The sequence below is a fragment of the Salinisphaera sp. G21_0 genome (assembly GCF_017744115.1).
In the GTDB taxonomy this organism is placed as follows: Bacteria; Pseudomonadota; Gammaproteobacteria; order Pseudomonadales; family Endozoicomonadaceae; genus Endozoicomonas.
The window spans coordinates 17,108-40,570 of sequence record NZ_JAGHQW010000036.1 but is presented as its reverse complement, the minus strand read 5'-3'; the positions used below and the strand labels follow the sequence as shown (position 1 = coordinate 40,570).

At 49.3% G+C, this 23,463-nt stretch carries 19 protein-coding genes and 1 tRNA gene; 14 read left to right on the top strand and 6 right to left on the bottom strand.

Translation table 11 applies throughout. The annotated features are described in order from the left end of the window. Nucleotides 1-20 precede the first annotated feature (20 nt). The 9 genes from J7439_RS16440 to J7439_RS16400 all read left to right on the top strand — a co-directional run bounded on the left by J7439_RS16440 (nt 21) and on the right by J7439_RS16400 (nt 12,811). Entirely contained in the window at nt 21-641 is a 621-nt protein-coding gene (locus J7439_RS16440) for an energy transducer TonB (RefSeq protein WP_209203063.1), read from the top strand. Between the two features lie 15 nt (nt 642-656). Further along, nucleotides 657-1,898: a tetratricopeptide repeat protein gene (locus tag J7439_RS16435; RefSeq protein WP_209203062.1), complete on the top strand. Its 1,242-nt coding sequence runs from the start codon at nt 657-659 to the stop codon at nt 1,896-1,898. Between the two features lie 124 nt (nt 1,899-2,022). Further along, nucleotides 2,023-3,765, top strand: a complete 1,743-nt coding sequence (locus J7439_RS16430) for an ABC transporter transmembrane domain-containing protein (RefSeq protein WP_209203061.1) — start codon at nt 2,023-2,025, stop codon at nt 3,763-3,765. A gap of 41 nt (nt 3,766-3,806) precedes the next feature. Then, complete coding sequence (locus J7439_RS16425) at nt 3,807-5,594, top strand: ABC transporter ATP-binding protein (protein ID WP_209203060.1); 1,788 nt, start codon at nt 3,807-3,809, stop codon at nt 5,592-5,594. A 135-nt stretch (nt 5,595-5,729) separates the two neighbouring features. Next, nucleotides 5,730-7,787, top strand: coding sequence for a M13 family metallopeptidase (locus J7439_RS16420; protein ID WP_209203059.1), 2,058 nt, complete (start codon nt 5,730-5,732; stop codon nt 7,785-7,787). Nucleotides 7,788-7,848: 61 nt separating this feature from the next. Beyond that, on the top strand, nt 7,849-8,349 hold the full coding sequence (locus J7439_RS16415; protein WP_209203058.1) for a GNAT family N-acetyltransferase: 501 nt from the start codon (nt 7,849-7,851) through the stop codon (nt 8,347-8,349). 76 nt (nt 8,350-8,425) lie between these two features. After that, on the top strand, nt 8,426-11,500 hold the full coding sequence (locus tag J7439_RS16410; RefSeq protein WP_209203057.1) for an efflux RND transporter permease subunit: 3,075 nt from the start codon (nt 8,426-8,428) through the stop codon (nt 11,498-11,500). After that, on the top strand, nt 11,497-12,555 hold the full coding sequence (locus J7439_RS16405; RefSeq protein ID WP_209203056.1) for an efflux RND transporter periplasmic adaptor subunit: 1,059 nt from the start codon (nt 11,497-11,499) through the stop codon (nt 12,553-12,555). Before J7439_RS16410 ends, J7439_RS16405 begins: the two co-directional genes overlap by 4 nt. Nucleotides 12,556-12,735: 180 nt before the next feature. Beyond that, nucleotides 12,736-12,811 (top strand) — tRNA-Lys (locus J7439_RS16400). 50 nt (nt 12,812-12,861) lie between these two features. On the opposite strand, the gene J7439_RS16395 is transcribed toward J7439_RS16400, so the two are convergent. Both J7439_RS16395 and J7439_RS16390 read right to left on the bottom strand, forming a co-directional pair. Further along, nucleotides 12,862-14,175 (bottom strand): NAD(P)/FAD-dependent oxidoreductase, encoded by a 1,314-nt coding sequence (locus J7439_RS16395; protein WP_209203055.1) that lies wholly within the window; start codon nt 14,173-14,175, stop codon nt 12,862-12,864. A 124-nt stretch (nt 14,176-14,299) separates the two neighbouring features. Further along, nucleotides 14,300-14,539, bottom strand: coding sequence for a DUF3094 family protein (locus tag J7439_RS16390; protein ID WP_209203054.1), 240 nt, complete (start codon nt 14,537-14,539; stop codon nt 14,300-14,302). Between the two features lie 112 nt (nt 14,540-14,651). On the opposite strand from J7439_RS16390, the gene J7439_RS16385 reads away from it, so the two are divergent. The 4 genes from J7439_RS16385 to J7439_RS16370 all read left to right on the top strand — a co-directional run bounded on the left by J7439_RS16385 (nt 14,652) and on the right by J7439_RS16370 (nt 19,118). After that, nucleotides 14,652-14,840: a hypothetical protein gene (locus J7439_RS16385; protein WP_209203053.1), complete on the top strand. Its 189-nt coding sequence runs from the start codon at nt 14,652-14,654 to the stop codon at nt 14,838-14,840. A 209-nt stretch (nt 14,841-15,049) separates the two neighbouring features. Continuing rightward, nucleotides 15,050-17,518: an ankyrin repeat domain-containing protein gene (locus tag J7439_RS16380; RefSeq protein ID WP_209203052.1), complete on the top strand. Its 2,469-nt coding sequence runs from the start codon at nt 15,050-15,052 to the stop codon at nt 17,516-17,518. 197 nt (nt 17,519-17,715) lie between these two features. Then, nucleotides 17,716-18,147: a hypothetical protein gene (locus tag J7439_RS16375; protein WP_209203051.1), complete on the top strand. Its 432-nt coding sequence runs from the start codon at nt 17,716-17,718 to the stop codon at nt 18,145-18,147. A gap of 194 nt (nt 18,148-18,341) precedes the next feature. Continuing rightward, on the top strand, nt 18,342-19,118 hold the full coding sequence (locus J7439_RS16370; RefSeq protein WP_209203050.1) for an SAM-dependent methyltransferase: 777 nt from the start codon (nt 18,342-18,344) through the stop codon (nt 19,116-19,118). Nucleotides 19,119-19,172: 54 nt separating this feature from the next. On the opposite strand, the gene J7439_RS16365 is transcribed toward J7439_RS16370, so the two are convergent. The 3 genes from J7439_RS16365 to J7439_RS16355 form a co-directional block, all read right to left on the bottom strand. Further along, complete coding sequence (locus J7439_RS16365; RefSeq protein WP_209203049.1) at nt 19,173-19,970, bottom strand: hypothetical protein; 798 nt, start codon at nt 19,968-19,970, stop codon at nt 19,173-19,175. A gap of 364 nt (nt 19,971-20,334) precedes the next feature. After that, the gene (locus J7439_RS16360) at nt 20,335-21,345 is read right to left on the bottom strand and encodes a nucleoid-associated protein (RefSeq protein WP_209203048.1); all 1,011 of its coding nucleotides are present in this window, start codon (nt 21,343-21,345) and stop codon (nt 20,335-20,337) included. A gap of 124 nt (nt 21,346-21,469) precedes the next feature. Next, entirely contained in the window at nt 21,470-22,072 is a 603-nt protein-coding gene (locus tag J7439_RS16355; protein ID WP_209203047.1) for a TetR/AcrR family transcriptional regulator, read from the bottom strand. Between the two features lie 169 nt (nt 22,073-22,241). On the opposite strand from J7439_RS16355, the gene J7439_RS16350 reads away from it, so the two are divergent. Next, nucleotides 22,242-22,787 carry a thioredoxin family protein gene (locus J7439_RS16350; RefSeq protein WP_209203046.1) on the top strand — a complete coding sequence of 182 codons (546 nt, stop codon included), beginning with the start codon at nt 22,242-22,244 and terminating at the stop codon, nt 22,785-22,787. Between the two features lie 4 nt (nt 22,788-22,791). Here J7439_RS16350 and J7439_RS16345 read toward each other — a convergent pair whose 3' ends face one another. Next, nucleotides 22,792-23,400: a tRNA-uridine aminocarboxypropyltransferase gene (locus J7439_RS16345; RefSeq protein ID WP_209203045.1), complete on the bottom strand. Its 609-nt coding sequence runs from the start codon at nt 23,398-23,400 to the stop codon at nt 22,792-22,794. Nucleotides 23,401-23,463: the final 63 nt, after the last annotated feature.

Genomic DNA, 23,463 nt, shown 5'->3' with positions numbered 1-23,463 from the left:
CGGTGTAGTGAGAGGTGCGTATGCGTTATTTAGCAGCACTCGGTCTGGGTTTTGTGGTGGCACTGGGGTTGTTTGCGGTGATGAATGCCCTGGTCAACAACAACCGCCATGAACTGGTCGAGGCCGATGATAACCGGATCAGCGAGTTTATTCGCTTGCAGCGTCCGGAAACCATCAAAGAGAAAAAGCGGGAAATCCCAAAGCCCCAGCCTAAACGGCCACCGCCACCGCCCGAGATGAAAATCTCCCAGCAGGTGGATAAGCCGGTGATCGAGCAGGTGAAGATGGAAGTGCCCCAGGTGGATGTGGATCTTGATCTGGCCGTAGGCGACGGTGCTGGTTTGTATGCCTCTGGTGGTGTTTCTGCTGGTGGTGGCCCGGTTCCTTTGAATAAGTTCAGCCCTATGTATCCCCGTAAAGCACTGCAAAGAGGTGTGGGTGGTTCAGTGGTCTTTCAGTACACGGTTAATACGGATGGCCGGGTATCGGACGTAAAAATTGTCAAAGAAAAGCCCCGTGGTAAAGGATTTGGCAAGGCGATTAAAAAGGCTGCTCTGAAATGGAAATTTAAACCGGCGATGGAAGACGGTGTTGCGGTGGCACGTACACAGCAGCAGGAATATGAGTTCGTCCTGGAATAAAGAGTGGAGTAGACCATGGAGAGTATAAGGTTAAGTCTAAAAAAGACGGCTATGGTTTCTCTGCTGCTGGCGGGCATAAGTGCTCCGCCAGCCATGGCCGCTCCCAAAAAAGCGCCGGAGCTGCGGCAGATTACCTATAAGTACATTCTCAAAGCCCAGGAACAAATGGCTGAAGATGATTATGCCTCTGCTCGTCAAAGCCTTGAGCATGTGCTTGCCAAAGTAAAAAACAGCAAATTCGACAAGGCTGCGGTTAACCAGATGCTAGGCGTCGTATTTGCCAACCAGGAGCAATACGACAAAGCCATCGGTTATTTTCGATCAGCCCTGGCTGATGATGCACTGCATTTACCCGCAGCTCAGCAAGTTCGCTATAACCTTGCACAGTTGTTAATGATGAAAGGTCAGTACCGGGAAGGGATAGACCAGCTGAAAGTCTGGATGGCTAATCTGGACGAGAAAGTTGCGATACCGGCCAGTGCCTGGATTATGCTGGCCAACGGCTATTCCAGAATGCAGGAGTGGAAAAATGTAGTAGACCCGGCGAAGAAGGCAATTGCGGCTTCAGAGGCACCTCCGGAGTCCTGGTATACCCTGTTGCTGGCAGCCCATTATGAATTGAAAGAGATCCCCAAAGCCATTGATGTACTGGAAATACTGGTCACTCTGGCTCCGCAGAAAAAACAGTACTGGCTGCAGCTTTCAGGCATGAATATGTCCATCAAGCGGGATGCAGCGGCGCTGGCAGCACTGCGGGCAGCCTATCGTAATGGCCTGTTTGATAAAGAAAGTGACTACACGCAGCTGGCAAACTTCCTGACTTATCAACAAGTGCCTTATCAGGCTGGCGTTGTTTATTCACAGGGAATGGAAGCTGGGCTGGTTGACAGTAATTTCGAAAACCTCAAGAAGCTTGCTAATTTCTGGTCCCATGCCCGGGAGAATAGCAAGGCTATTGATGCTTTTAATCGAGCGCTGGAGCTTGAGCAAGATCCTGATCTGCAGGTTAAATTAGCCAGAATGCTGGCTCGTTCCGAGCGTTATCAGGAGTTACTGACGCTGGTTGCTAATCCTTTTGACGGGATTACCGAGAAGCAGCAAGGAGAGATGCTTTTTCTGACAGGCATGGCGCACTATCAGCTGGGAGATAGTCGAAAATCACTGGGTTATATGGAGAAAGCGGCGTCTATTCAGAGCAGTAGAGGGCAGGCCAACTCCTGGATTGGCTTTTTGCAACAGGACCTGAATAACCAGTGATGGGCAAATAAATTCCTCCCTCCCTAACTGCCATCGTGGTTAAATCCACGGGGAGGGAGGGATTTTTTTTATATGAGGGAAATTATAAAACTGTATTTGGCAGTTAAAAAGCAAGAGGGGATACATGTCTATTTTCTGGAACCTGGGATGGTTCTTTAAAAAGCACTGGCTGCGCTACAGCTGTTGTGTACTTTTTCTGATTCTGGTGTCTCTGGCAGAGTTATTGCCGCCCTGGATTATTGGTGATCTCGTCGATGAGGTGCAGCAGGGCAGCATTACTTTTGACAGTGTTTTGCAGTCATCGCTACTTATTGCCTTTATTGGTCTTGCCATATACGCCCTGCGAAATGGCTGGCGGATTATGCTGTTTGGTGGAGCGATTGAGCTGGGCAGGGTTATGCGCCTGCGTTTATTTCATCACCTTACCCGGATGTCACCGGAGTTCTATCAGCGACACAATACCGGTGATTTGATGGCTCACGGGACGAATGACGTAAGAGCGATTGAAATGACAGCGGCAGAGGGCGTGCTTACTCTGGTGGACTCCATGATTGCGGGTTCTGCGGTGATTATTGCCATGATTCTGGTGTGCGGCTGGGAGATGACCGTGGCAGCGCTGCTGCCTTTTCCGGTCATGGCCTGGCTGATGTTCAAATATGCGGGCTTACTGCATTCCCGATTCAAGCTGGCCCAGGAGGCGTTTTCCGATCTCAATAACCGGGTTCAGGAAGCCGTTTCCGGAGTGCGGGCGATCAGGGCCCATGATTTGAACCGTTCACAGATGCAGAAGTTCGCAGCTCAATCAGAAACTACCGTCGCTGCCAATATGCAAGTGGCCCGGATTGATGCGATGTTTGATCCGACGATTGCCATTTGTGTGGGTGTTTCTGTTTTGGGAAGTCTGGGTTTTGGTGCATGGCGCATTGACAGTGGCCTGATGACCCTCGGTGAACTGACGACATTTACTATATATCTGGGTTTACTGGTCTGGCCAATGTTTGCCTTTGGCTGGTTGTTCAATATTGTGGAAAGGGGGAATGCTTCGCTTAACCGCCTTCAATCACTGATGGGCGAAAAGCCCGGTGTCGTTGATAGTGAATTTGAGACTGTTGAAAGTCTGTATGGTGATATTCGGTTTGATATTAAAAGCTTCACTTACCCTGGCGCAGATAAACAGGCTTTGGGGCAGTTGGCACTGACTCTGAAGAAAGGACAGTTTATCGGTATTTGTGGCAGAACTGGCAGTGGGAAGTCCACCTTGCTGAGGCTGCTGTTACGACAGTACGACGATGCTGCCGTGACTATTCAGTTAAATGGTGTTGATCATCACCAGTTCTCGCTGGATCAGCTCAGAAGCCGCTTCGCCCTGGTGGCTCAGGAGCCGTTTTTGTTTTCTGCGACCATTGCGGAAAACATTGCCTTTGGAAAACCGTTGGCCAGCCGTGCAGAGATTGAACAGGTTGCCAGGCTGGCCTGTGTCCATGACGACATCGTGCAGTTTAAAGATGGTTATGAAACCATGCTTGGCGAGAAAGGAGTAAACCTGTCCGGTGGCCAGAAGCAAAGGCTGACCATTGCCCGGGCATTATTGCTGGATGCGGATGTTCTGCTGTTTGATGATGCCTTTTGCTCTCTGGATATGCAGACTGAGGCGAGAATTCTCGACAACTTAATAACATCAGGTCAGCAGAAAACCATTGTTCTGATTACCCAGCGACTCACTAATTTGAATAAGGCGGATCAGATTGTGGTGCTGGAAGAAGGCAGAATCAGCGAATCAGGGGCACACAGGGAGCTGATCGCCGGGAATGGCTGGTACGCCAGAATATTTAAACGCCAGTCTCTGGAAATAAAAACATCAGGGTGACTATTACCCTGTATTCCGGGCCTTGGGAACGGGGTGGGAACGTGTTGGAAAGGAATAAAAACAATAAGAAGCAGTTTATACGGCTGTTGAATTATGGAAGACCCTACCGGGGGCAGCTGCTTCTCAGTCTGTTGCTTATGTTACTGGGTACCGGTGCCACGCTCTATGCGCCGGTATTAATGAAAACCTTTATTGATGACCATGTGGTTCCCCGTGACTGGGATCAGAATGCCCTGATCCTGCTAGCGGTTGGTTTTATGGGAATGTACCTGATTGCTGCCGTGATGAGCTGGTTTGAAGCCATGCTATTTCAAAAGGTAGCGCTGTCGGTAGTACACGATATTCGTCGTCAAGTGTTTAATCACCTGTTCCGGTTACCGATGGCTTTTTTTGACCGGGAGCCGGTGGGCAAGCTGGTGTCAAGGGTGACAAACGATACAGAAACCGTTCGGGATCTGTTCGTTCAGGCACTGCCCGATACCATCAAAGGTGTTGTTACCATTATTGGCGTCATCATCGCTATGTTTTTGCTGGATGTCCGGCTGGCGCTGTTCTGTCTGGGTATTCTGCCCATTATTGTCGGCTGTATTTACCTTTATCAGAAATACAGCCATCCGGTGTTTCATGCATCCCGTGCGGTGCTCAGTGATATCAATACCCGGATTAACGAATCCATACAGGGAATGTCGGTTATTCAGGTATTACGCCAGCAGAAGCGGGTAAGCCAGCAGTTCGAAGACACCTGTGAAGAGTATCAGCAGATCCTGAATCGCCTGGTGATCATTAACGGAGTGCTCCTGCGGCCAATGGTCCATTTTGCTGCCATGATTGCCCTGGCATTCATGGTCGGTGGCTTTACCGGTCAGGCATTACACGGGCCGGTAGAGATCGGCTTGCTTTATGCGTTTATCAACTACCTTGACCGTATGTTTGAGCCACTGACCCATATCACCATGCAGATGCAGGTTTGGCAGCAGTCAGTGGTTTCTGCTGAGCGGGTTTTCCAGTTGATGGATGAACCAGCTGAGCATAGACCGGAACGTAAAAATGGTGCCGTTATTCAAAGTGGTCGTATAGAGTTTCGCGATGTTGAGCTGTCTTATGATGGGGTTAACAAGGCGTTGGATGGTATCAGTTTTACCGTTAAGCCCGGGCAATTTGTAGCACTGGTTGGCCATACCGGCAGCGGTAAAAGTTCCATTGTTAACCTGTTAATGCGGTTCTATGACCACCAGAAAGGTTCAGTGCTTATAGATGGCCAGCCCCTGGCTTTATTTTCCGAACAGGTCTTGAGAGACAGCCTTGGGCTGGTGTTTCAGGAGCCTTTTGTTTTTCAGGGCAGCATTGCTGAGAACATTCACCTTGGAAAGGCTGAAATATCCGAGCAGGGAATGAAAGAAGCGGCTAACCGGGTTCAGGCATCTGGTTTTATCGAGCAGCTTCATGATGGCTATGAAGAGAAAATGGGTGAACGTGGACAGTCACTGTCAAGTGGTGAGAAACAGCTGCTGTCGTTTGCCAGAACGCTGGCCCAGGACCCTGCGATTCTGATCATGGATGAAGCCACTGCCAATATCGATAGTGAAACCGAGTTGGCTATCAAACAGTCGTTGTTTACCATGAGGCAGGGCAGAACGACGTTAGCGATTGCCCACAGATTGAACACCATTGAAGATGCAGATCTGATTCTGGTGATGGAGCGGGGCAGAATAGTTCAGCGTGGAACTCATCAGTTACTGCTTAAAGAGAAAGGGTTGTATCGGGATATGTTTAAGGCGCAGCAGGATGTGGTTGAGGAGGAGTCTGACAGGTTGTCGCTGGTCAGTTAAAGTCTGCCAGGCCTTTTGCAACTGTATTTTTGCAACCGTATTTTGGTAAACAGGCAAATATTGTCGTTTAAAATAAACCGAAATTATAAACTGATTGTTTAAACCATATGGATCGGGAAACGAAGAGTTAAGCCTATGAAGTTGAAAATCCTGGCAGCTGCTATTGTCGGTACCGTGTTAATAACGGGCTGTGCAGTTAGCTCCCATCATTCTCTTGAGAAGCTCGAGGATGTGTCTCAGGCCCCTGAGGTTTCTGGTATTGAGTATGACAATATGGATTCTTCCGTGCGTCCGCAGGATGATTTCTATCGTTATGTGAATGGTCAATGGCTTGATAAAACAGAGATACCGGAAGACAAATCACGCTATGGTGCCTTCAGCAAACTTTATGACGAGTCTCAGGAAGCCCTTCGGAAAGTATTGGAAGTAGCAGCAGAAAACAGACAATCAGCGGCTGATGAGGATGCACGGAAGCTGGGGGGGTTTTATGCCAGCTATATGGATGAAGAACGTATTAATAAGCTTGGGGTAACGCCTTTAGAAGCTGAGTTCTCCGGAATCGCTGGTATAAAGACACATCAGGATTTGCCCGGGCTTCTGGCTGACCTGGGGACCAGGGGCATCACCACCCCGTTAGGCTGGTACGTCAATAATGATGCACGACAATCTGAAGTGAATGCACTCTATGTGAGTCAGTCCGGGCTGGGACTTCCTGATCGGGACTACTACCTGGATGAGGGGGAACGATATAAGGCTATCCGGCAGAATTACCAGGATTACATTACCGAACTTTTGGTATTGGCGGGTCAATCAGAGCCGGAAAAAGTGGCATCGGGGATTATGGCGCTGGAAACAAGGCTGGCTGAAGTTCAGTGGTCCCGGGTGGAGCGACGTGATCCGATCAAAGCTTACAACAAAATGACAGTAGCTGATGCGAATCAGTTAATGGGTGATTTTGATTTTGCTAGTTATCTCCGGCAGGCAGGTGTTGATGTTGACCAGGTCATTGTGCGTCAGCCGGACTACTTTGAAAAACTGTCGTCCATTATCAGCGGTACTGATATATCGACATGGAAAAACTACCTGACATTCCATACGTTAAACAGTTATGCGTCATCCTTAAGTGAACCCTTTGCTCGGGCACGTTTTGATTTTTACGGCAGAACGTTAAGAGGGATTGAGGAGCCTGCACCACGCTGGAAGCGGGGTGTTGATGCAGCGGATGATGTACTTGGCGAACTGTTGGGTAAGGAGTATGTGAAAACGTACTTTCCACCGGAAGCAAAAGCCAGAATGTCGGCGTTGGTTGATAACGTTATTGAGGGATTTGAGGCTTCCATTGACGATCTTCCCTGGATGAGTGCGCCAACCAAATTTGCCGCCAAGATCAAACTGAGTAAATTTACGCCAAAGATTGGGTATCCCGATCAATGGCGTGATTACTCAACGCTGGACATTAAACCGGATGACCTGGTTGGCAACCTGATGCGCTCCAGTCAGTGGCAGTACGCAACGATGGCCGGGAAGGCGGGTAAACCGGTGGATCGCAGTGAGTGGTTTATGACACCACAGACCGTGAACGCTTATTACAATCCGGTGAACAACGAAATTGTTTTTCCGGCAGCCATTCTGCAACCACCGTTTTTTAATCTGGCCGCCGATGATGCAGTGAATTACGGATCCATTGGTGCGGTTATTGGTCACGAATTGGGTCATGGGTTTGATGACCAGGGGGCAAAGTATGATGGTGATGGCAACCTGAGAAACTGGTGGGGTGAGGAAGACCTTGAGCAGTTTAAGGCCCGTGGTGCCAGGCTGGTGGATCAATACAACGCCTTTAAACCGTTCGATGATATCAGCATTAATGGCCAGTTGACCCTGGGTGAGAACATTGGCGATCTTGGTGGTTTGAGTGTTGCCTTTAAAGCCTATCAGTTGTCGCTTAATGGTGAAGAGTCACCAGTTATTGATGGTTTTACCGGAGAGCAGCGTTTCTTTATGGGCTGGTCGCAGATCTGGCGAATTAAATCCCGTGAGGAGGCTCTGCGCCAGCAGTTAGTGGTTGGGCCACATTCCCCGGGTGAATATCGGGCGAGAGTATTATCCAACCTTGATGAATTCTATAAAGCTTTTGAGGTGGAAGAAGGTGATGGTATGTACCGTAAACCAGAAGACCGGGTAAAGATCTGGTAATACCAGTCGTGCTTTCGCCTCCTGTCAGGTACGGGAGGCCATTTAAAAAGGAGTTTGCTCAATGGCTGAAATTATTATCAGATCCGTAGAAATGAACGATGCGGATCATCTCAGAAAACTCTACGAGGGAGAGCGGGCTTATTCCGGTACACTGCAGCTCCCACGACCATCTCAGCAGCTCTGGGAAAACCGCCTGGAGAAGAGCAATCGGGAAAGTGTCCATCAATACGTGGCAGAAATAGATTCAAACGTTGTTGGTCATCTGTTTCTGGATAACTCACCCAACCCGCGACGACGCCACGAAGGTTATCTCGGAATGGCCGTTCGTGATGACAGCCAGGGACAGGGGGTTGGCAGTGCCTTGATGGCAGCCATGGTGGATCTGGCAGATAACTGGCTGAACCTGAGAAGATTGGAGTTGATGGTGTTTGTGGATAATGAACCTGCAATTAAGCTCTATAAAAAATTTGGTTTTCAGGTAGAAGGCGAGTCACCGGATTATGCTTTTCGAAACGGTGAGTATATCAGTGTTTACCATATGGGCAGGATTAATGCCCGATAATTCATCTTTACAGGAAGGCGATAATCTTTATCAAGTGCGGCCTCTGTTGAAATTAAAATAAAAAATTGAAAGTAATATGAACCTGACCCGCTTCTCCATCCACAACCCGGCAGTGATTGCTATTGCGGTTGCGCTCACTTTCCTGTTTGGCCTGTTGAGTATACGTCAGCTGCCCATTCAGTTGTTTCCTGATATTGACCGTCCTCACTTATCGGTAGAAGTGTTCTGGAGGGCAGCGGCACCGGAGGAGATAGAATCAGAAATCACAGATCCACTGGAACAGGCTCTTAAAGGTCTGCCGGGGATGAAGATGATGGAAAGTGATTCAGGCAGCGGACGTGTTGACATTGACATGGAATTTGCCCTGGGCACGGACATGCAGGAAACCTTACTTGAGGTGATCAATCGCCTGAATCGGGTTTCTGGCCTGCCAGACAATATCAGTGGACCTTTTGTCAATAATAGTGGCTCCAATGACAGCCTGACCTGGTTTTTTCTTCAGCAGTTACCGGGCAATGATCGTTCCATTAAAAGCTATCAGGGACTGATCGATTCCCGGGTAAAACCTGCGCTGGAAAGTATTTCCGGTGTTGCCGGTGTCGCTGTCCGTGGCGAAGGTGAGCAGCAGCTGGATATTGTTTTTGATCCATGGCGTGCCGCAGAGCTTGGAGTCACTATTCCTGAGCTGGCAGCTCGCGTAGCCACCGGTTTTGATGTCTCCGGCGGTACCCTGAATATCGGGCGTCGCGAATATAAACTGCGGCTGGCGGGTAAGTATGAGATTGACCAGCTGGGTGACATGGTGGTGTCCTGGCGTGACGGTTTGCCAGTGTACCTTCGTGATCTGGCAGATATTTCAATAAGCCGGGGTAAGGAGCGAACGCTCCGCATTCAGAATGGCAACCCGGCCATTGGTATGCAGATTTTCAAAGAGTCTGGTGCCAATGCCCTGGATGCATTACTGGGTATCAAGACCGCAGTTAAAAAATTGAATGAGGATGTGCTGGAGCCAGAAGGGGTGAAGATGGTTCAGTCCTTTGACGCTTCGGTATTTATTCAGCGCGCCCTGGATATGGTCAGTACCAACCTGCTCTTTGGGATTTTGCTGGCCATTGCCGTTCTCTGGTGTTTTTTGCGGCGCTGGCGGGCAACGTTGATCATTGCCATGTCGATTCCTGTGTGCCTGATGATTACTTTGGGTATTCTGTTTTTCACTGGCCGTACTTTAAATGTTATTTCTCTGGCCGGGCTGGCATTTTCTGTTGGTATGGTACTGGATGCGGCCATTGTGATGCTGGAAAGCATTGTCAGGCAACGGGAGAGTGGTGATGCAGAGCCAGTGAAGGCGGTAGAGATGGCCTCATCAAAAGTATGGGGAGCATTGCTGGCATCAACACTGACGACTATCGCCATCTTTCTTCCTGTTATGCTTCTGAATGATGTGGAGGGGCAGCTGTTTGCTGACCTTGCCTTGACCATTGCGGTTTCTGTGGCTGTTTCACTGCTGATTGCCATGACGGTGCTGCCCACCGCTGCAGCACGGTGGTTACCTCAACAGGAATTTAAAGACCACTACCGCCATATCTGGCAGGGAATAAGTGACTGGATTGTTCGCCTGACCTCAACCAGCCGTCGCCGCTGGCTGATTATTGTTGTGCTGATGGGGCTGCCAATCGTATTAACCCGTGTTGCTATGCCCCGAATAGATTATCTGCCGGAAGTTAAACGGGATGCTGTCGACGTCTGGTTTAATTTTTCTCCGGGAACCAGTGTTTCATCGGTTAAGGAAGAGGTGGTTCCACTGCTGATTGAACGGCTTAAACCGTATATGGAGGGCACTGCTGAGCCAGCATTGAAAAATTACTATTTTATTCTATGGCCCGGTGGCGCAACCATGGGGATTCGAGCGAAAGACCAGAGCCAGGTGAAAGTGCTGGAAAGGTTGGTCAGACAGGAAATAGTCAATGATATTCCCGATGCAACGGCTTTTGCCCGTCAGGGAAACTTGTTTGGCAATTATGGCAACGGTAATGGCGTTAACCTCGACCTTCAGTCAGATAACCTTCCCGGGCTTTATACCGTAGCAAAGCAAGTGATTGAACTGATACGGGAGGAGTTGCCAGGTGCTGATGTACGACCTTTTCCCGGGCTGGACTTCACTGCACCGGAACTGAGGCTTTTGCCTGACGATCGTCGTCTTTCTGAAGTAGGTTGGTACCGGGGAAGTCTGCCAGTGATCATACAGAGTCTGGGAGAAGGCATTCATTTGGGAGAATATTTTGATGGCCAGGAGAGCCTGGACATTATTATGCGCAGCAATGAAATCCGCTCCCCCCAGGTGTTGGAAATGTCGCCGTTGATGACCCCTGCCGGGTTTGTTGTTCCTCTTGGTGAGCTGTTGTCGGTCGAGTCCAGACTGGGGCCGGAAAGTATTCGCCGGGTCGATCAGCGACGGACACTGACCCTGTCAATTTCACCAACCGATGATATGACCCTGGAAGACACACTGGATTTTGTCGAGCAGACCATTGTCCCGAAAGCTTCTCAATTGATTAAAGACGGGATTAAAGACGGTGGCCAGATAAAAATTTCCGGTAATGCTGATAGCCTTAAGCAAGCGATTAACAACTTACTGAATATTTTTATCTTTGCATTGTTGATTTTAATGATCCTGCTTTGGGGGTTATTCAGGTCCTTCAGAGACACGCTGCTGGTCATCCTGACGCTGCCCCTGGCCACGGTGGGTGGTTTGCTGGCGATGTATTTATTGAATGGTATTACTGCTCAACCCATGGATCTTTTGACCATGGTCGGCTTTATTATTCTGCTGGGGCTGGTGGTGAATAATGCCATTCTACTGGTTCATCAGGCTCGAAGTGGTGAACGTTCAGGAATGAACAGAAAACAGGCGGTCCAGGAGGCACTGGTTACCCGGATGCGCCCGATATTTATGACCACATTGACCAGTATCTTTGGCATGTTGCCGCTGTTATTAAGTCCTGCAACGGGCAGTGAAATATATCGTGGGTTGGCAGCAGTGATTATTGGCGGCATGACCATCAGTACGGTCTTTACATTAGTGTTGCTTCCGAGTCTGTTACGGGTCGGAGAAAAAGAGGTGGCTGATACTGAAATGGAGTCAAGCGCATGAAACTATTACGTCTGAACGGTATGTTGATCCTGCTGATGCTGGTTGCTCCCGTTAGCTTCAGTTCTACCGCCGTAACCACGGCTGTGGTGGAAACTCATTATTCAGCTCCTGTTCATTGGTTGAACGGCTCTGTGATCAGCCGGGAGAGTGCCAGGATCAGTGCAGAAGTGAGTGGTCGTATTGTCTGGCTGGCGGATTTTGGACAACCATTGAAAGCAGGTGATCTGCTGGCCAGAGTGGATGATTCAGCGCTAACACTGGAAGTGGACAGTCAAGAGCTGGAAATGCTCAGGGCCCGTGAGAAGTTTGAGTATTTGAATAAAGAGCTTGAGCGTCTTCAGGCATTGCATAAGAAGAAAAGTATTTCAAAAAGTGTGTTGGACACAGCTGAACATGATTATCGTATTGCCAAACTGGATTGGCAGCTGGCTACTGTGAATCATAAGAAGGCGCTTGATCAGTTGCAAAGAACAACGATACGAGCGCCGTTCGCCGGAGTGATTAATGATCGAATGTCGGCTGCTGGTGAATATGTCTCTATTGGTGACCCCCTTGCTCAACTGATTAATACCGGACGGATTGAGGTGAAGGTTCAGGTGCCCATTGAGCTGTCAGGTTATCTGGATGAGCAAAACTTACTGGATATCCGCGACGGTGAAAAAACTTACCAGTCACAGTTGATTAACCGGGCGGGGGCGGCAGATTCAAAATCCAGGTTAATGGAGGTGCGGCTGAGCCCGATTGGCGTTAACTGGGCTCCCGGTGCTCCGGTGAAGGTTGCCATACCACTGAAAAAACCGCTGAAAGCATTGAGGGTTCCCAGGGATGCCGTGGTCATGGACGGTGATGGGCATAAAGTTGTTAAGATCATCCGGGAAAGTGAGGTTTATCAAGCGCAGCCTGTAGCTATTGAAGTGCTTTCTGGCAGTGAGCTGTATGTGACGATACGTGGGGATGTGTATCCCGGTGATCGGATAGTCGTACGAGGTGCTGTTGGTTTAAAAGCTCATGATGTGGTTACGCTGGTTGATAAGGCGTTAAAGAATGCTGGATGATTTCAGTATTATTGCCGGTCGGTAGCAGTATTGACTGCGTGAATTACTGAGCGAGACCAACGTCCTCCGGGCTTTACAAGATCTATGGGGATGGGTACTATCAGTGCCGTTCCGGTTCGCAGTGAATTGCGGACAGACAGTTATTTATTCTGTATATCAGTTTGAGGCTGGTGTAGAAATGGGTCGTTAGCTCAGTCGGTAGAGCAGTTGGCTTTTAACCAATTGGTCGTAGGTTCGAATCCTACACGACCCACCATTTTCCAGTTTTTACAGCCGTTGGTGAACTTTTTGCCAGCGGCTTTTTTGTTAATGAAGTTTAAGCTGTGGTCGGGTTGTTCTGCTGATCAGGTCCTTCAAAATCAATGTCCCGGTTCTCAGCTTGCCAAAGAGCGTCATCTGGTGCATCCGGTACAGGCTGATGTAAAACCATTTGGCCAGTGTTCCCTCAATCATCATATCGCCGGTAATGGCACCCATCAGATTGCCTACGGCACTGAAACGGCTCAGGGAGATCAGCGAGCCGTAATCCTTGTAATTGAATTCCAGCGCTGTGGAGCCATTGGCTTGGGCTATCAGGCTTTTGGCCAGCAGGGATGCCTGTTGATGGGCTGCCTGTGCCCGGGGAGGGATGGTAATATGTTCATTTTTACTATCGGTCAGGGTGCAGCTTGCGCAGTCGCCCATGGCGTAGATTTGATCGTCCAGCGTCGTTTGTAAAGTTGAACGAACAACCAGTTGATTGATCCGGTTGGTTTCCAGGCCGTCTATATTGGACAGAAACTCAGGTGCTTTGATCCCCGCTGCCCAGATTCTCAGGTCGGATTCAATAAACTCACCATCGCGAGTGGTTACACCGTCAGCCTTGATTTCACTCACCAGCTGCCGGGTAATTACCCGAATCCCCATTTTGTCTAACTGCTTGTGAACGCTGCTGCTGATGCGAACCGGTAGTGCAGGCAGGATTCTTTCGCCTCCCTCGATGATGGTTACTTCCAAATCCTCCGGCTTGATGGCATCCAGTCCATAGTGGGCCAGTTCAATGGCGGCAAAATGGAGTTCTGCGGCCAGCTCCACGCCAGTGGCACCTGCACCAATAATGGCAATGCGAAGCTTGGTACTTTCGTTATTGCTTGCCTGGGCGTGAAGATAGTGGTTAATCAGGGTGGTGTGGATTTTCTCTGCCTGTTGACGGTTATCCAGGAACAGGCAGTGCTCCCTGGCACCGGGTGTATTGAAGTCGTTGGCGGTACTGCCTACGGCAATAACCAGCCGGTCATAGGCCAGGGTGCGGGCAGGTACCACCTCATGACCGCTGGCATCCTTTACAGGGCTGAGCCCGATGGACTTTTCTGCGCGATTCAGGCTTGCCATCTTGCCCGGAATAAATTTGAAGTGGTTCCATTTGGCCTGTGCCAGATAGCTTAATTCATCCTCAAAGGCATTGAGGGAGCCAGCGGCCACTTCGTGCAGGAGCGGTTTCCAGAAGTGGGTATTATGGGCATCAACCAGGATGATTTCAGCGCGCTGTTTTTTGCCGAGCTTCCTGCCCAGGCAGGTGGCCAGTTCAAGTCCCCCGGCACCACCACCAACGATCACGATTCTATGGAGTTTGTTCTTCACATTTATTCCAGTTTTTTCTATTAATTATGTATGGCTGTTATTGGGGCTGTTATTGTTTCGCCAGAGAGCCGAACTTACTGTTCATGGCTATTTTTTGCCTGCGTTCTGGTTGGAGGTCATCCCCTCAGGCAGGTAAAACCAGGTAGCCGATGATCCGGCTTAAAACACCAAGCACAACAATAACAACCGTTAGCCAGGCCATCAGGCGCAGAGGCCTGAATGGCGAACGCTCGACTTCATTAACCCCTTCCTTTAAATAATGATCAACCCGCTGCTGGTCTTCGGGATACAGCCGTTTGGATTGTTGGGCGGAATTGGCAATGTGATTTTTTTCAGCGACAGATGCTGAAGTGTTTTGGCTCATGGTCATAACTCCCTCTCTTCAGCCAAAACATAGTACATTCTGAGATCAGCGAAAAGCGATAGTGCGGTTTTTAACCGATTTATCAATCTTTCCGGCCGGATTTGCAAAACGAGTGAACACCAATGTCATTCAGCTGGTCAGAGGGTTTTATCTGGTGTTGCTGATAAAGCAGCGCTTCATCACGGATCTTATGGTAGGCATTAAGAACCAGGGGCATAACACCGAGATTGATTCACGCTGGAAACGACTCAAGCGCTACTTTGCCTGGGCAGGCATGAAACTTGATGACATCGTCAGTTAACAGGGCTTTGAACTACTGCCAGATACTTGTTGTGCCCATCACTTAAATTCCGGTAAACAAACGTTCCTTGCCGGGTGCAAGACGGGTAGGTTCGTGCCTGACTCGAGGATTTTAACGACAATCGTCTTGTTAAAAAAAATCTGTTTTATGGAATATTCTCAGCTGTTTATTGTCCTACTCATAATTTTGAGTCATAGCAGGCTAAAGCGATGAATGTTGGCAGGGGCAATGGGGCAGATTTACCATTTCAGTGTTCTATCTGTACGGAAAGCGGGTATATCAAAGGACAATTTGGTGGGCGTTCACTGGTCAACACCTCTTGCCCGGCATCCCACGTTTTCCACCTGAAATGCATCACAGGCTGGTTTGATGTGCAGAATGTAAGAGGACTTGATGAACTCAAATGTGTATGCAGGGGACCAGCACTGCCATTGATTCGTATGGACGGTATGAGACCAATTGAAGACGAATCACCTTATTGTGAAACCTGGATATTTAATGCCTGCCGTACCGGAAATCTGCGCGACCTGAGAATGCTGCTGCGCGAAGACGAGACTTTGGCCAATCGGACTTACCATTCGGTACTCACCGGTCATCCTGAACACCTGTTAGCTGTCGCCATAAAGGAAGCGCATACTGATTTAGTCCGTTTCCTGATCGGCTGCGGTGCCGATGTCAATGCCGCCGAGTACAACGGTGAGACCCCACTGCACATTGCTGTCCGGCTGCACCGCAACGAGGACGTTAATATGCTGATCAGGGCTGGGGCGGATATCAATAACGTACTGCACACTGCTGCCAGAGAAGGTTCTTTGGAATTTTTCAATCTCCTGCACGACCCGGGAGACATCAATAAAACCGATGAGGAAGGTCAAACGCCGCTGCATATCACCGCTGCCAACGGTCATAGTAGATGCCTGGAAAGGTTGCTTGAAATCAGCAGAGAGAAGGTCGATGCCCGCAATAATAACGGCGAAACAGCCCTGCATCTGGCCGTTTATAACGGCCATGTCGAATGCCTGAGACCGCTGATTAAAAGTGGGGCGAATTTGAATGCCACCAATAAGAATGGGGAAACAGCCCTGCATATAGCCACCAAAATCAGCATTAATGAGGGCCTTCAACAATGTGCTGACATGGGCATAGATATCAATGAAACCTTAGCCAACGGCAGGACGCCCAAACACTATACCAACAAACAAGAAAACAGTGACGGGTGCCTGAAAGAGCTTGTTGCTAACAGAGGAGTGAATATTAATGTCACTGATAACTACGGCTATACGCCTTTGATGATAACTGCCTTTTGGGGCAAATATGAGCACTTGAGATGGCTGCTCGAGAATGGAGCGGATATCAATACCACTACTGCCAACTTAGGTACAACGGCATTACATTTAGCCGCTTGCTGGGGGCGAACCGATTGCCTGAGAAAGCTGCTTGACATGAAAGCGGATATCAACAAATCCAATAAAATGGGCGCTACTACGGCTCTTCACTGGGCTGCCAAAAATGGCCACACAGAAGCCGTCAAGGTGTTATTGGCTGCTGACGGCATCAAGGTCAATGAGAAGACGAGCGACGGCACTACGGCTCTCCACTTGGCTGCCCAGGGTGGCCACACAGAAACCGTCAAGGAGTTACTCGCTAAAGGCATCAATGTCAATGAGAAGGATAACGAAAGCGAGACGGCTCTCCACTTGGCTGCCCAAAATGGCCACACAGAAACCGTCAAGGAGTTACTCGCTAAAGGCATCAATGTCAATGAGAAGAATAACCAGGGTGCGACGGCTCTCCACTTTGCTGCCCAGGATGGCTACACAGAAACCGTTAAGGAGTTACTGGCTGCTGACGGCATCAAGGTCAATGAGAAGACGAGCTTCGGCTTTACTGCTATCCACTTTGCTGCCCAGGATGGCCACACAGAAACCGTCAAGGTGTTACTCGCTAAAGGCATTAATGTCAATGAGAAGAATAACCGAGGTGCGACGGCTCTCCACTTGGCTGCCGAGGATGGCCACACAGAAACCGTCAAGGAGCTACTCGCTAAAGGCATTAATGTCAATGAGAAGAATAACCGAGGTGCGACGGCTCTTCACTTTGCTGCCCAGGATGGCCACACAGAAACCGTCAAGGAGTTACTCGCTAAAGGCATTAATGTCAATGACAAGGATAACCAGGGTGCGACGGCTCTCCACTTTGCTGCCAAGGATGGCCACACAGAAACCGTCAAGGTGTTACTCGCTAAAGGCATCAATGTCAATGAGAAGAATAACCAGGGTGCGACGGCTCTCCACTTGGCTGCCCAGAATGGCCACACAGAAACCGTCAAGGAGTTACTCGCTAAAGGCATTAATGTCAATGAGAAGAATAACCAGGGTGCGACGGCTCTCCACTTGGCTGCCCAGGATGGCCACACAGAAACCGTCAAGGAGTTACTCGCTAAAGGCATTAATGTCAATGAGAAGAATAACCAGGGTGCGACGGCTCTCCACTTTGCTGCCCAAAATGGCCACACAGAAACCGTCAAGGTGTTACTGGCTGCTGACGGCATCAAGGTCAATGAGAAGACGAGCTTCGGCTCTACGGCTCTCGACTTGGCTATTAAGACTGATAACAGAGCATGCGAGGAACTCCTTCTTGCAAAGGGGGCCTATGAATCAGGTTTCCTTCTACAGTGAGCAATAAAATAACGGACACTTTTACATTTTAACTGTGTAAGCAGGCTTGGTTAACCTTGGTGAATCCAGCTTACCTGTCAGCGTAACCGGAGTCGGGAATTGAATCTTGATTGTTTCAAATCTCAACTTCATACTGCGACATATTCGGCGCATTTCCTTCTGGTCTATTATCTCCTTTTATTGGTGAGGAATGCACAATGGAATTTACTGAAGAGTATGAAGATGTCCTTCAAAATCTTGAGTACCCGATTATGAATTTTTATTACCAGAACCCTGTTCTGGAAGATTGGGATGTTAAACGAGCACTTGAGGCCACCATTGAGCATTACCGTGCGGAGTTCGCAAACCGGCCGCCGAAGACGAAGAACCTGTCACTATTTGAGCAGCAGTTGAGCAGACAACTGATTACGATCTGTGAATGGCGTCTTGGCCGAGTCAGCCTGGATGAAGTGACAGCGATGACTGAGGCATATACCTACCAGTTTAACGAAGATGACTTTATAAAAACGTCTGAAGAACTTCAAAAGTGTTTGAAGCGGATTATTAAGTCTGTCGGACGATGGAACCGAGTGGGAGGTAAGCAGGGCTACTTGAATTTTATTTCACAATTTTTTCTTGCCCCTCAGTAGTGGCGTTCTATATTAACCGGTTGAATAGCTTCATCATTTTACTCAGCCCGGGAAAAGGTCGCTGCCCGCAAAAGTACAAGCGGTTCCGGCTTTTAAGGTAGCGGGCAGCGTCTGTAGAAATTTGGAAGTTATTTCAGGACAATTACTAAGGTGGCAGGGTACCTTCGAAATCACTTTCGATCAGAGGCAAAGGCATGGCATTTAACAGGGAATTGTTATTACTGGCTTTCCGGCAATGGCGTTATCAGTGGCGACAGAGTTTCAGGGAGCTGAAGCGCTATGGCAGAAACCCACGGTTTGTTTTTCCATGGTTATGGTTGAAGCTCAGTTATCTGCTGGATAGTCCGTACGCGGTCAGTCGTCGTTACCAGCGTCGTATCAAGGCGGAGAACATTTATGTCTACGGTGAAACACCCCTGACCAGCCTGGAGTTAATTGCTGAAAGATCAGGCGTGACTTCGGACGATCATGTGTTTGAGCTTGGTGCCGGGAGTGGTTTTACCAGTATCTGGTTGCAGGGGGTTAAGCGGTGTCAGGTTACCGCTATTGAGCAGATTCCACTGTTCTGCTGGCGTTTGCAGCGTACCAGCCAACGTATGCGATTGCAGGGCATTGATGTTCGTTGTGAAGACTATCTGACGTCGCCACTGGAAGGCGCATCCATCATTTATTTATATGGCTCAAATCTTGATGATCATGTCATTACCGGGCTGGCAGAGCGCCTGGCCGAATTGCCCGCTGGCATCAGGATTATTACCGTCAGCTATGCGCTGCAGCCGTTTCTGCATCAGCAGGCGTTTAAGGTGACTGATCAGTTCACGGTGCCTTTTGAGTGGGGGGAGGCGGAGGTTTTTCTGCAGGAAAGGATGTCGGCAACTGAAGTGCTGACGATTATGGCACCGGGTAGTCATGAGACAGAAAGCTATTCTTGCATCGGTCCGGAGAGCGGGACGGTAGAAAATGAACAATGATGCTTTTTGCGTGATAGCGACCATACGGGATAGCCGTGGCTGAAAAGCGCTTGTTTAGAGCATACGCTGGACGGAAGAAAGCCTGCGCACAATCCGTTTGCCATAGCGCACAATCAGATCGGGTATTTTCCGTTCCGGAAACCGCTCAAAACTGCTGTGAATAAATGACCAGGCAGCATTTGCCTGTTTAACGGGTACCATGGCGTGGGGATGATCACCTAACTCATCATTAAAAGCAGTCATTCGCTGATGGAACCGGTTGGCCTGTGCTTTCAGTTGCATTTGGTCGGTATTGGTGATCTCGGTATTTTGTTCTGAAACCAGCAGGCTCAGGTAGTCTCTGGTTATGTATTGCATCAATAGCGCTTGCTCCAGAAAGCGCAGCTTGGCCTTGTCTCCAGCCAGGACGTTGGTGACTTTTTGCCTCAGCAGCAACAGCTGGCGATCCATTTTGGCCAGTACCCGCAGTAATGAGGTTCCAGAGGGGGGGGCAGAACTGGCTGGAATGGTGCTCAGCCAGGTAATGTGTTTGTTGACCACCGGCCAAAGGGATACGACGGTGACCAGCAGTTTATTGGCTTCAGGATCATTAAGGCTTTCTGGCAGCGTATTGATGGTGATGTTGACTGATTGCTGTGCCAGCTGCAGCGCGTTTCTGGCATCCTGATCGAGAAAATCCAGCTGCAGGCGGTGAATACTGATCAGTATGTCGTTGAGCATTATTTGCTGCTGGATAATGGTTGCTGGAGATAGGGCTGGGGTGGCTTTTTCGCTCGCTTTTACACCGAATGCCAACAGGATTGTGGACAATGTGATTACCGTTGCTGCACGAAAAGCTGCACGAAAAATCATAGTGGCTTCCGGGTTGTTTTTTATCAGGTGTTTATCGGCAAGCGGGATGCTCGCTGTAGGAAGCAGACCTGAATACCCTCTGCGATTAAAGCTTGTGCAGTGTGATGCAGGCACCCATCCCTGGGCGTCAGATCAATCCCTTGTCTTTATTTGTAGCAAAGTTGTTCTGGTATGGATAGCCCTCAGGAGGCTGACCGAGAATAGACTGCCCTACTGCGGTGACAGCAAATTGGTCTAAAAATTCCGTTTTGCTCGGCAAATAGAACCAGTATTCACCTCACAAAACGGAATTTTTATCCTCAATTTTCTGCCATCCTCGCTACGGGGTCGCCTGGACGGGCGCTATTCTCGGTCAGCCTCCTGCTTAATTCTGCTTCAGCTGTGCTTTCAGTTTGTCAGGAACCCCGGTGATGATCAGTTGGTCGTTGGTTTCATCATAGCGAATCTGCCCGCCCAGCAGCTCGGCATCAAAAGAGAGGCTGAGTCCCTTGCTTCGCCCGGTATAGCGCACCAGCTGGGTCAACTTGCGGCGTTCAGGGGACATGGGGGTGCTCATGTCATAATCCCGGGTGTTGACAAAGCGGGCAAAGTCATCCGGGCCAGCTTCGCTGAGGTGGCCTGTCAGCTCCTGCATTGACAGACTTTCCCCTTCGTCCAGTTTGTTCTGGCAGTAATCATAAACCTGTCGTTTCACAATCGTGCGGTTTTCCTCTACCGGCTCCTCCTGACAATACGCCTCCACTGCCTTGAGAAGGGTGTCAGCTTCGTCTTTGCTGCTGCTGGTTTCACTGCAGCCAATCACCTCCTGGAATACGGTACTGAGACGTTTGCCTCCTTTTGGCCGAAGAAACGATAGATAGCGCCCCGCTTCCGGGTTTTTCTGCCAGTCGGTAATGTTGATGCGACAGGCCAGGGACATACGAGCGGTGTCCAGGTAGGACGTGTCCTGAATGGTCAGCTCATCAGTAATGGTGACACTGTTCTGGCTGCTGAGCATGCAAAGCAGAAGATAACGGGTCAGGCCCTGTTGATAGTCTGCGAACATCACGTAGCCACCATTGATGGCTCCGGCCTCACTGAGGTTTTGCCCAAGGCAGGTCAGTGTTTCTGTGGTGAACTGGGTAAAACCGGCGGCCTGCTCATCGGAATTTTGATCCATATATTGCTTCAGGCGTTCAGGAAAACTGTCCTCTGCCAGAGCGGAAAACTGACCATAACACTTGTCGGGTTTTTTATTATAGGTTTGCAGCAAGTCATCCAGTACCAGCTCCAGAGAGGGGGAAGAGTCCAGGCTCTGGGAAGCTGGAGTGGCCTGTAACTGCTCTGAACCATGGGCAAGGTCCAGTTTGTGCACAATAATCTGTTTGATGGTCATGACTTGATGCTGGAAAGTCCGAATTGATAGCTCAATATGGTACAGGGATTCTGCGTGTTTTGCCTCGACAAACTCCCGGCACGGCCTGAAGATGGGTAATGGATTGAATTCATTATGGCAGGTCTTACTGGTGCGGGATGGAAGTAAAGAGGTTATCCAGACTCTGCCTGACCTGTTTGTCCAGGGCATGCTGATTCGGGTTCACTTTGGCCATCAGCTGAATGCTCAGATACAGGTTCAGAAGCTCGCTGGCGATGACTTCATGATCAATAGTAGCGCTGATGTTTTTTTTCGGTTCTGTATATTTCTCAATAAAATCAATAAAGCCTGCTCGCAGCATCTGGATGCCTTTCTGCACCCGTTCTGATGCATCGGACGGCAGTAGATGGAGTTCATTGCTGGTGGTCACCAGGAAACAACAGTTGCGGTAGCTGGCCTCCTGACCATGACGATAACCGGAGGTAAAAAAGCGTCGGAGATCCAATAGTGTGGGACTGTAAGCCAGATACTTATCGATTCTTGGTTGCAGCTGCCATTCAAGGTAGTGATCAAGAGCACAGAGAAATAATTGCTCTTTATTCTGGAAATGATAATAAAGGCTACCCGGATGCATATCGGTAACCTCTTCCAGTTGCTTCAATGAGCAGGCATAAAACCCCCTGGACCAGAAAAGCTCAAGGGCATCGCTTAACACCTGTTGTCGATTGAACGAGGATGATCTTCCCATAGGCTTACTATTGATTATTGTCACTCTAAGTTAGCAGAGTTTTGACCTCTGTAAACAGCCCTGTGGTGCCAGGGCGTGGCTTATGCCATGATTCCGTAGAATTGCAGAAACGTCGCGGACCACCATATCCACTATGGTTAAACAGGTTAAATAACAAAGGTGATACATCATGGCGCTCACACCCTCTTCTATGGTTGAACTTGGTTTTCAGGCTCCGGATTTCAGTTTGCCGGATGTTTTTTTCGGAACCGAAAAAACTGTGGCTGAGGTGGCCGGAAGTAAAGGGCTTCTGGTGATGTTTATCTGTAACCATTGCCCTTATGTTGTGCATATTGAAGAAGCGCTGGTGGCATTGGGCAAAGAGTTCCACGGCACGGATCTGGGCATTGTCGCGATCAGCGCCAATGACGTGACCGATTACCCCCAGGACCGTCCTGAGTTGATGGCCCAAAAACCCTATGGCTTTCCGTATCTTTATGATGAAACTCAACAGGTGGCTAAAGCCTATCAAGCGGAATGTACGCCAGACTTTTTTCTTTTTGATGGAGATTTGAAGTGTGTTTATCGCGGGCAGTTTGATGACTCAAGGCCGGGGAATGGTAAACCGGTGACAGGAGATGATCTTCGCGGTGCCATGACTGCTTTGCTAAAGGGCTTGCCAGTCAGTGAAAATCAAAAGCCCAGTGTCGGTTGCAACATCAAGTGGCGTAAATAGTTGGTCAACCATTTCTCTGTGGATAATTTTTCTTGAAAATCTCCTGCCCCATGGCGTTGATTTGCTGGTCAATCATCAGGCTGAATGTGTCCAGAAGCTGCTGATGTGCCTTGCTATCCCGGCTGGCCTGACGCAGCAGGGTAACCGCTGCTTCTACCGTTGATAAGGCATCTTCTCCCGGTGCTTTGCGAATGCGATAGTCGGATATGGCAAGATCAGTGAGTTCAATGCTGGGGAGTTGTTGCAGTTGTGGGTTGCGGTAATAGATCTTTTTGGCCTTGCGCCAGGTTCCATCCAGGATGATCAGTACTTCCGGCTTCGCCGTTCGCAGAATATCCCGGCTGGCCCGGGCATTAGCCCCGGGAAATAGCAGATAACAGTCCTTTTCTGCCAGCGTTTTTTGGAGGTAAGCATGATTGGAAAAATCTTCCCCCACCCATACCTCGCAATTACCAATGCCCAGCTCCAGAATGCGAGCCGTATTCAATGGATGTTTTGACTCCCGGGGATGCTGCAGAATAATTATATCCATGCAGGCGGTTTCTTCTTTCAGCGCTGAACAGTAACACTGCGTTTCCGGGCGTTGGCAGCGAGGGCATAGAGATCTTGGCATGAGTGTTAATGTCTGGTTTATTTCCGGGAGGCCTGGCAAGGATTGCGAGGTGGATAGCCAGCG

Excerpts from the sequence above, each read along its gene's own strand:
- J7439_RS16360 (WP_209203048.1), bottom strand. The coding sequence starts at position 21,345 with ATGACCATCAAACAGATTATTGTGCACAAACTGGACCTTGCCCATGGT.
- J7439_RS16430 (WP_209203061.1), top strand. The coding sequence starts at position 2,023 with ATGTCTATTTTCTGGAACCTGGGATGGTTCTTTAAAAAGCACTGGCTG.
- J7439_RS16355 (WP_209203047.1), bottom strand. The coding sequence starts at position 22,072 with ATGGGAAGATCATCCTCGTTCAATCGACAACAGGTGTTAAGCGATGCC.
- J7439_RS16365 (WP_209203049.1), bottom strand. The coding sequence starts at position 19,970 with ATGATTTTTCGTGCAGCTTTTCGTGCAGCAACGGTAATCACATTGTCC.
- J7439_RS16435 (WP_209203062.1), top strand. The coding sequence starts at position 657 with ATGGAGAGTATAAGGTTAAGTCTAAAAAAGACGGCTATGGTTTCTCTG.
- J7439_RS16350 (WP_209203046.1), top strand. The coding sequence starts at position 22,242 with ATGGCGCTCACACCCTCTTCTATGGTTGAACTTGGTTTTCAGGCTCCG.
- J7439_RS16345 (WP_209203045.1), bottom strand. The coding sequence starts at position 23,400 with ATGCCAAGATCTCTATGCCCTCGCTGCCAACGCCCGGAAACGCAGTGT.
- J7439_RS16410 (WP_209203057.1), top strand. The coding sequence starts at position 8,426 with ATGAACCTGACCCGCTTCTCCATCCACAACCCGGCAGTGATTGCTATT.
- J7439_RS16405 (WP_209203056.1), top strand. The coding sequence starts at position 11,497 with ATGAAACTATTACGTCTGAACGGTATGTTGATCCTGCTGATGCTGGTT.
- J7439_RS16390 (WP_209203054.1), bottom strand. The coding sequence starts at position 14,539 with ATGAGCCAAAACACTTCAGCATCTGTCGCTGAAAAAAATCACATTGCC.
- J7439_RS16370 (WP_209203050.1), top strand. The coding sequence starts at position 18,342 with ATGGCATTTAACAGGGAATTGTTATTACTGGCTTTCCGGCAATGGCGT.
- J7439_RS16440 (WP_209203063.1), top strand. The coding sequence starts at position 21 with ATGCGTTATTTAGCAGCACTCGGTCTGGGTTTTGTGGTGGCACTGGGG.
- J7439_RS16380 (WP_209203052.1), top strand. The coding sequence starts at position 15,050 with ATGAATGTTGGCAGGGGCAATGGGGCAGATTTACCATTTCAGTGTTCT.
- J7439_RS16375 (WP_209203051.1), top strand. The coding sequence starts at position 17,716 with ATGGAATTTACTGAAGAGTATGAAGATGTCCTTCAAAATCTTGAGTAC.
- J7439_RS16420 (WP_209203059.1), top strand. The coding sequence starts at position 5,730 with ATGAAGTTGAAAATCCTGGCAGCTGCTATTGTCGGTACCGTGTTAATA.
- J7439_RS16415 (WP_209203058.1), top strand. The coding sequence starts at position 7,849 with ATGGCTGAAATTATTATCAGATCCGTAGAAATGAACGATGCGGATCAT.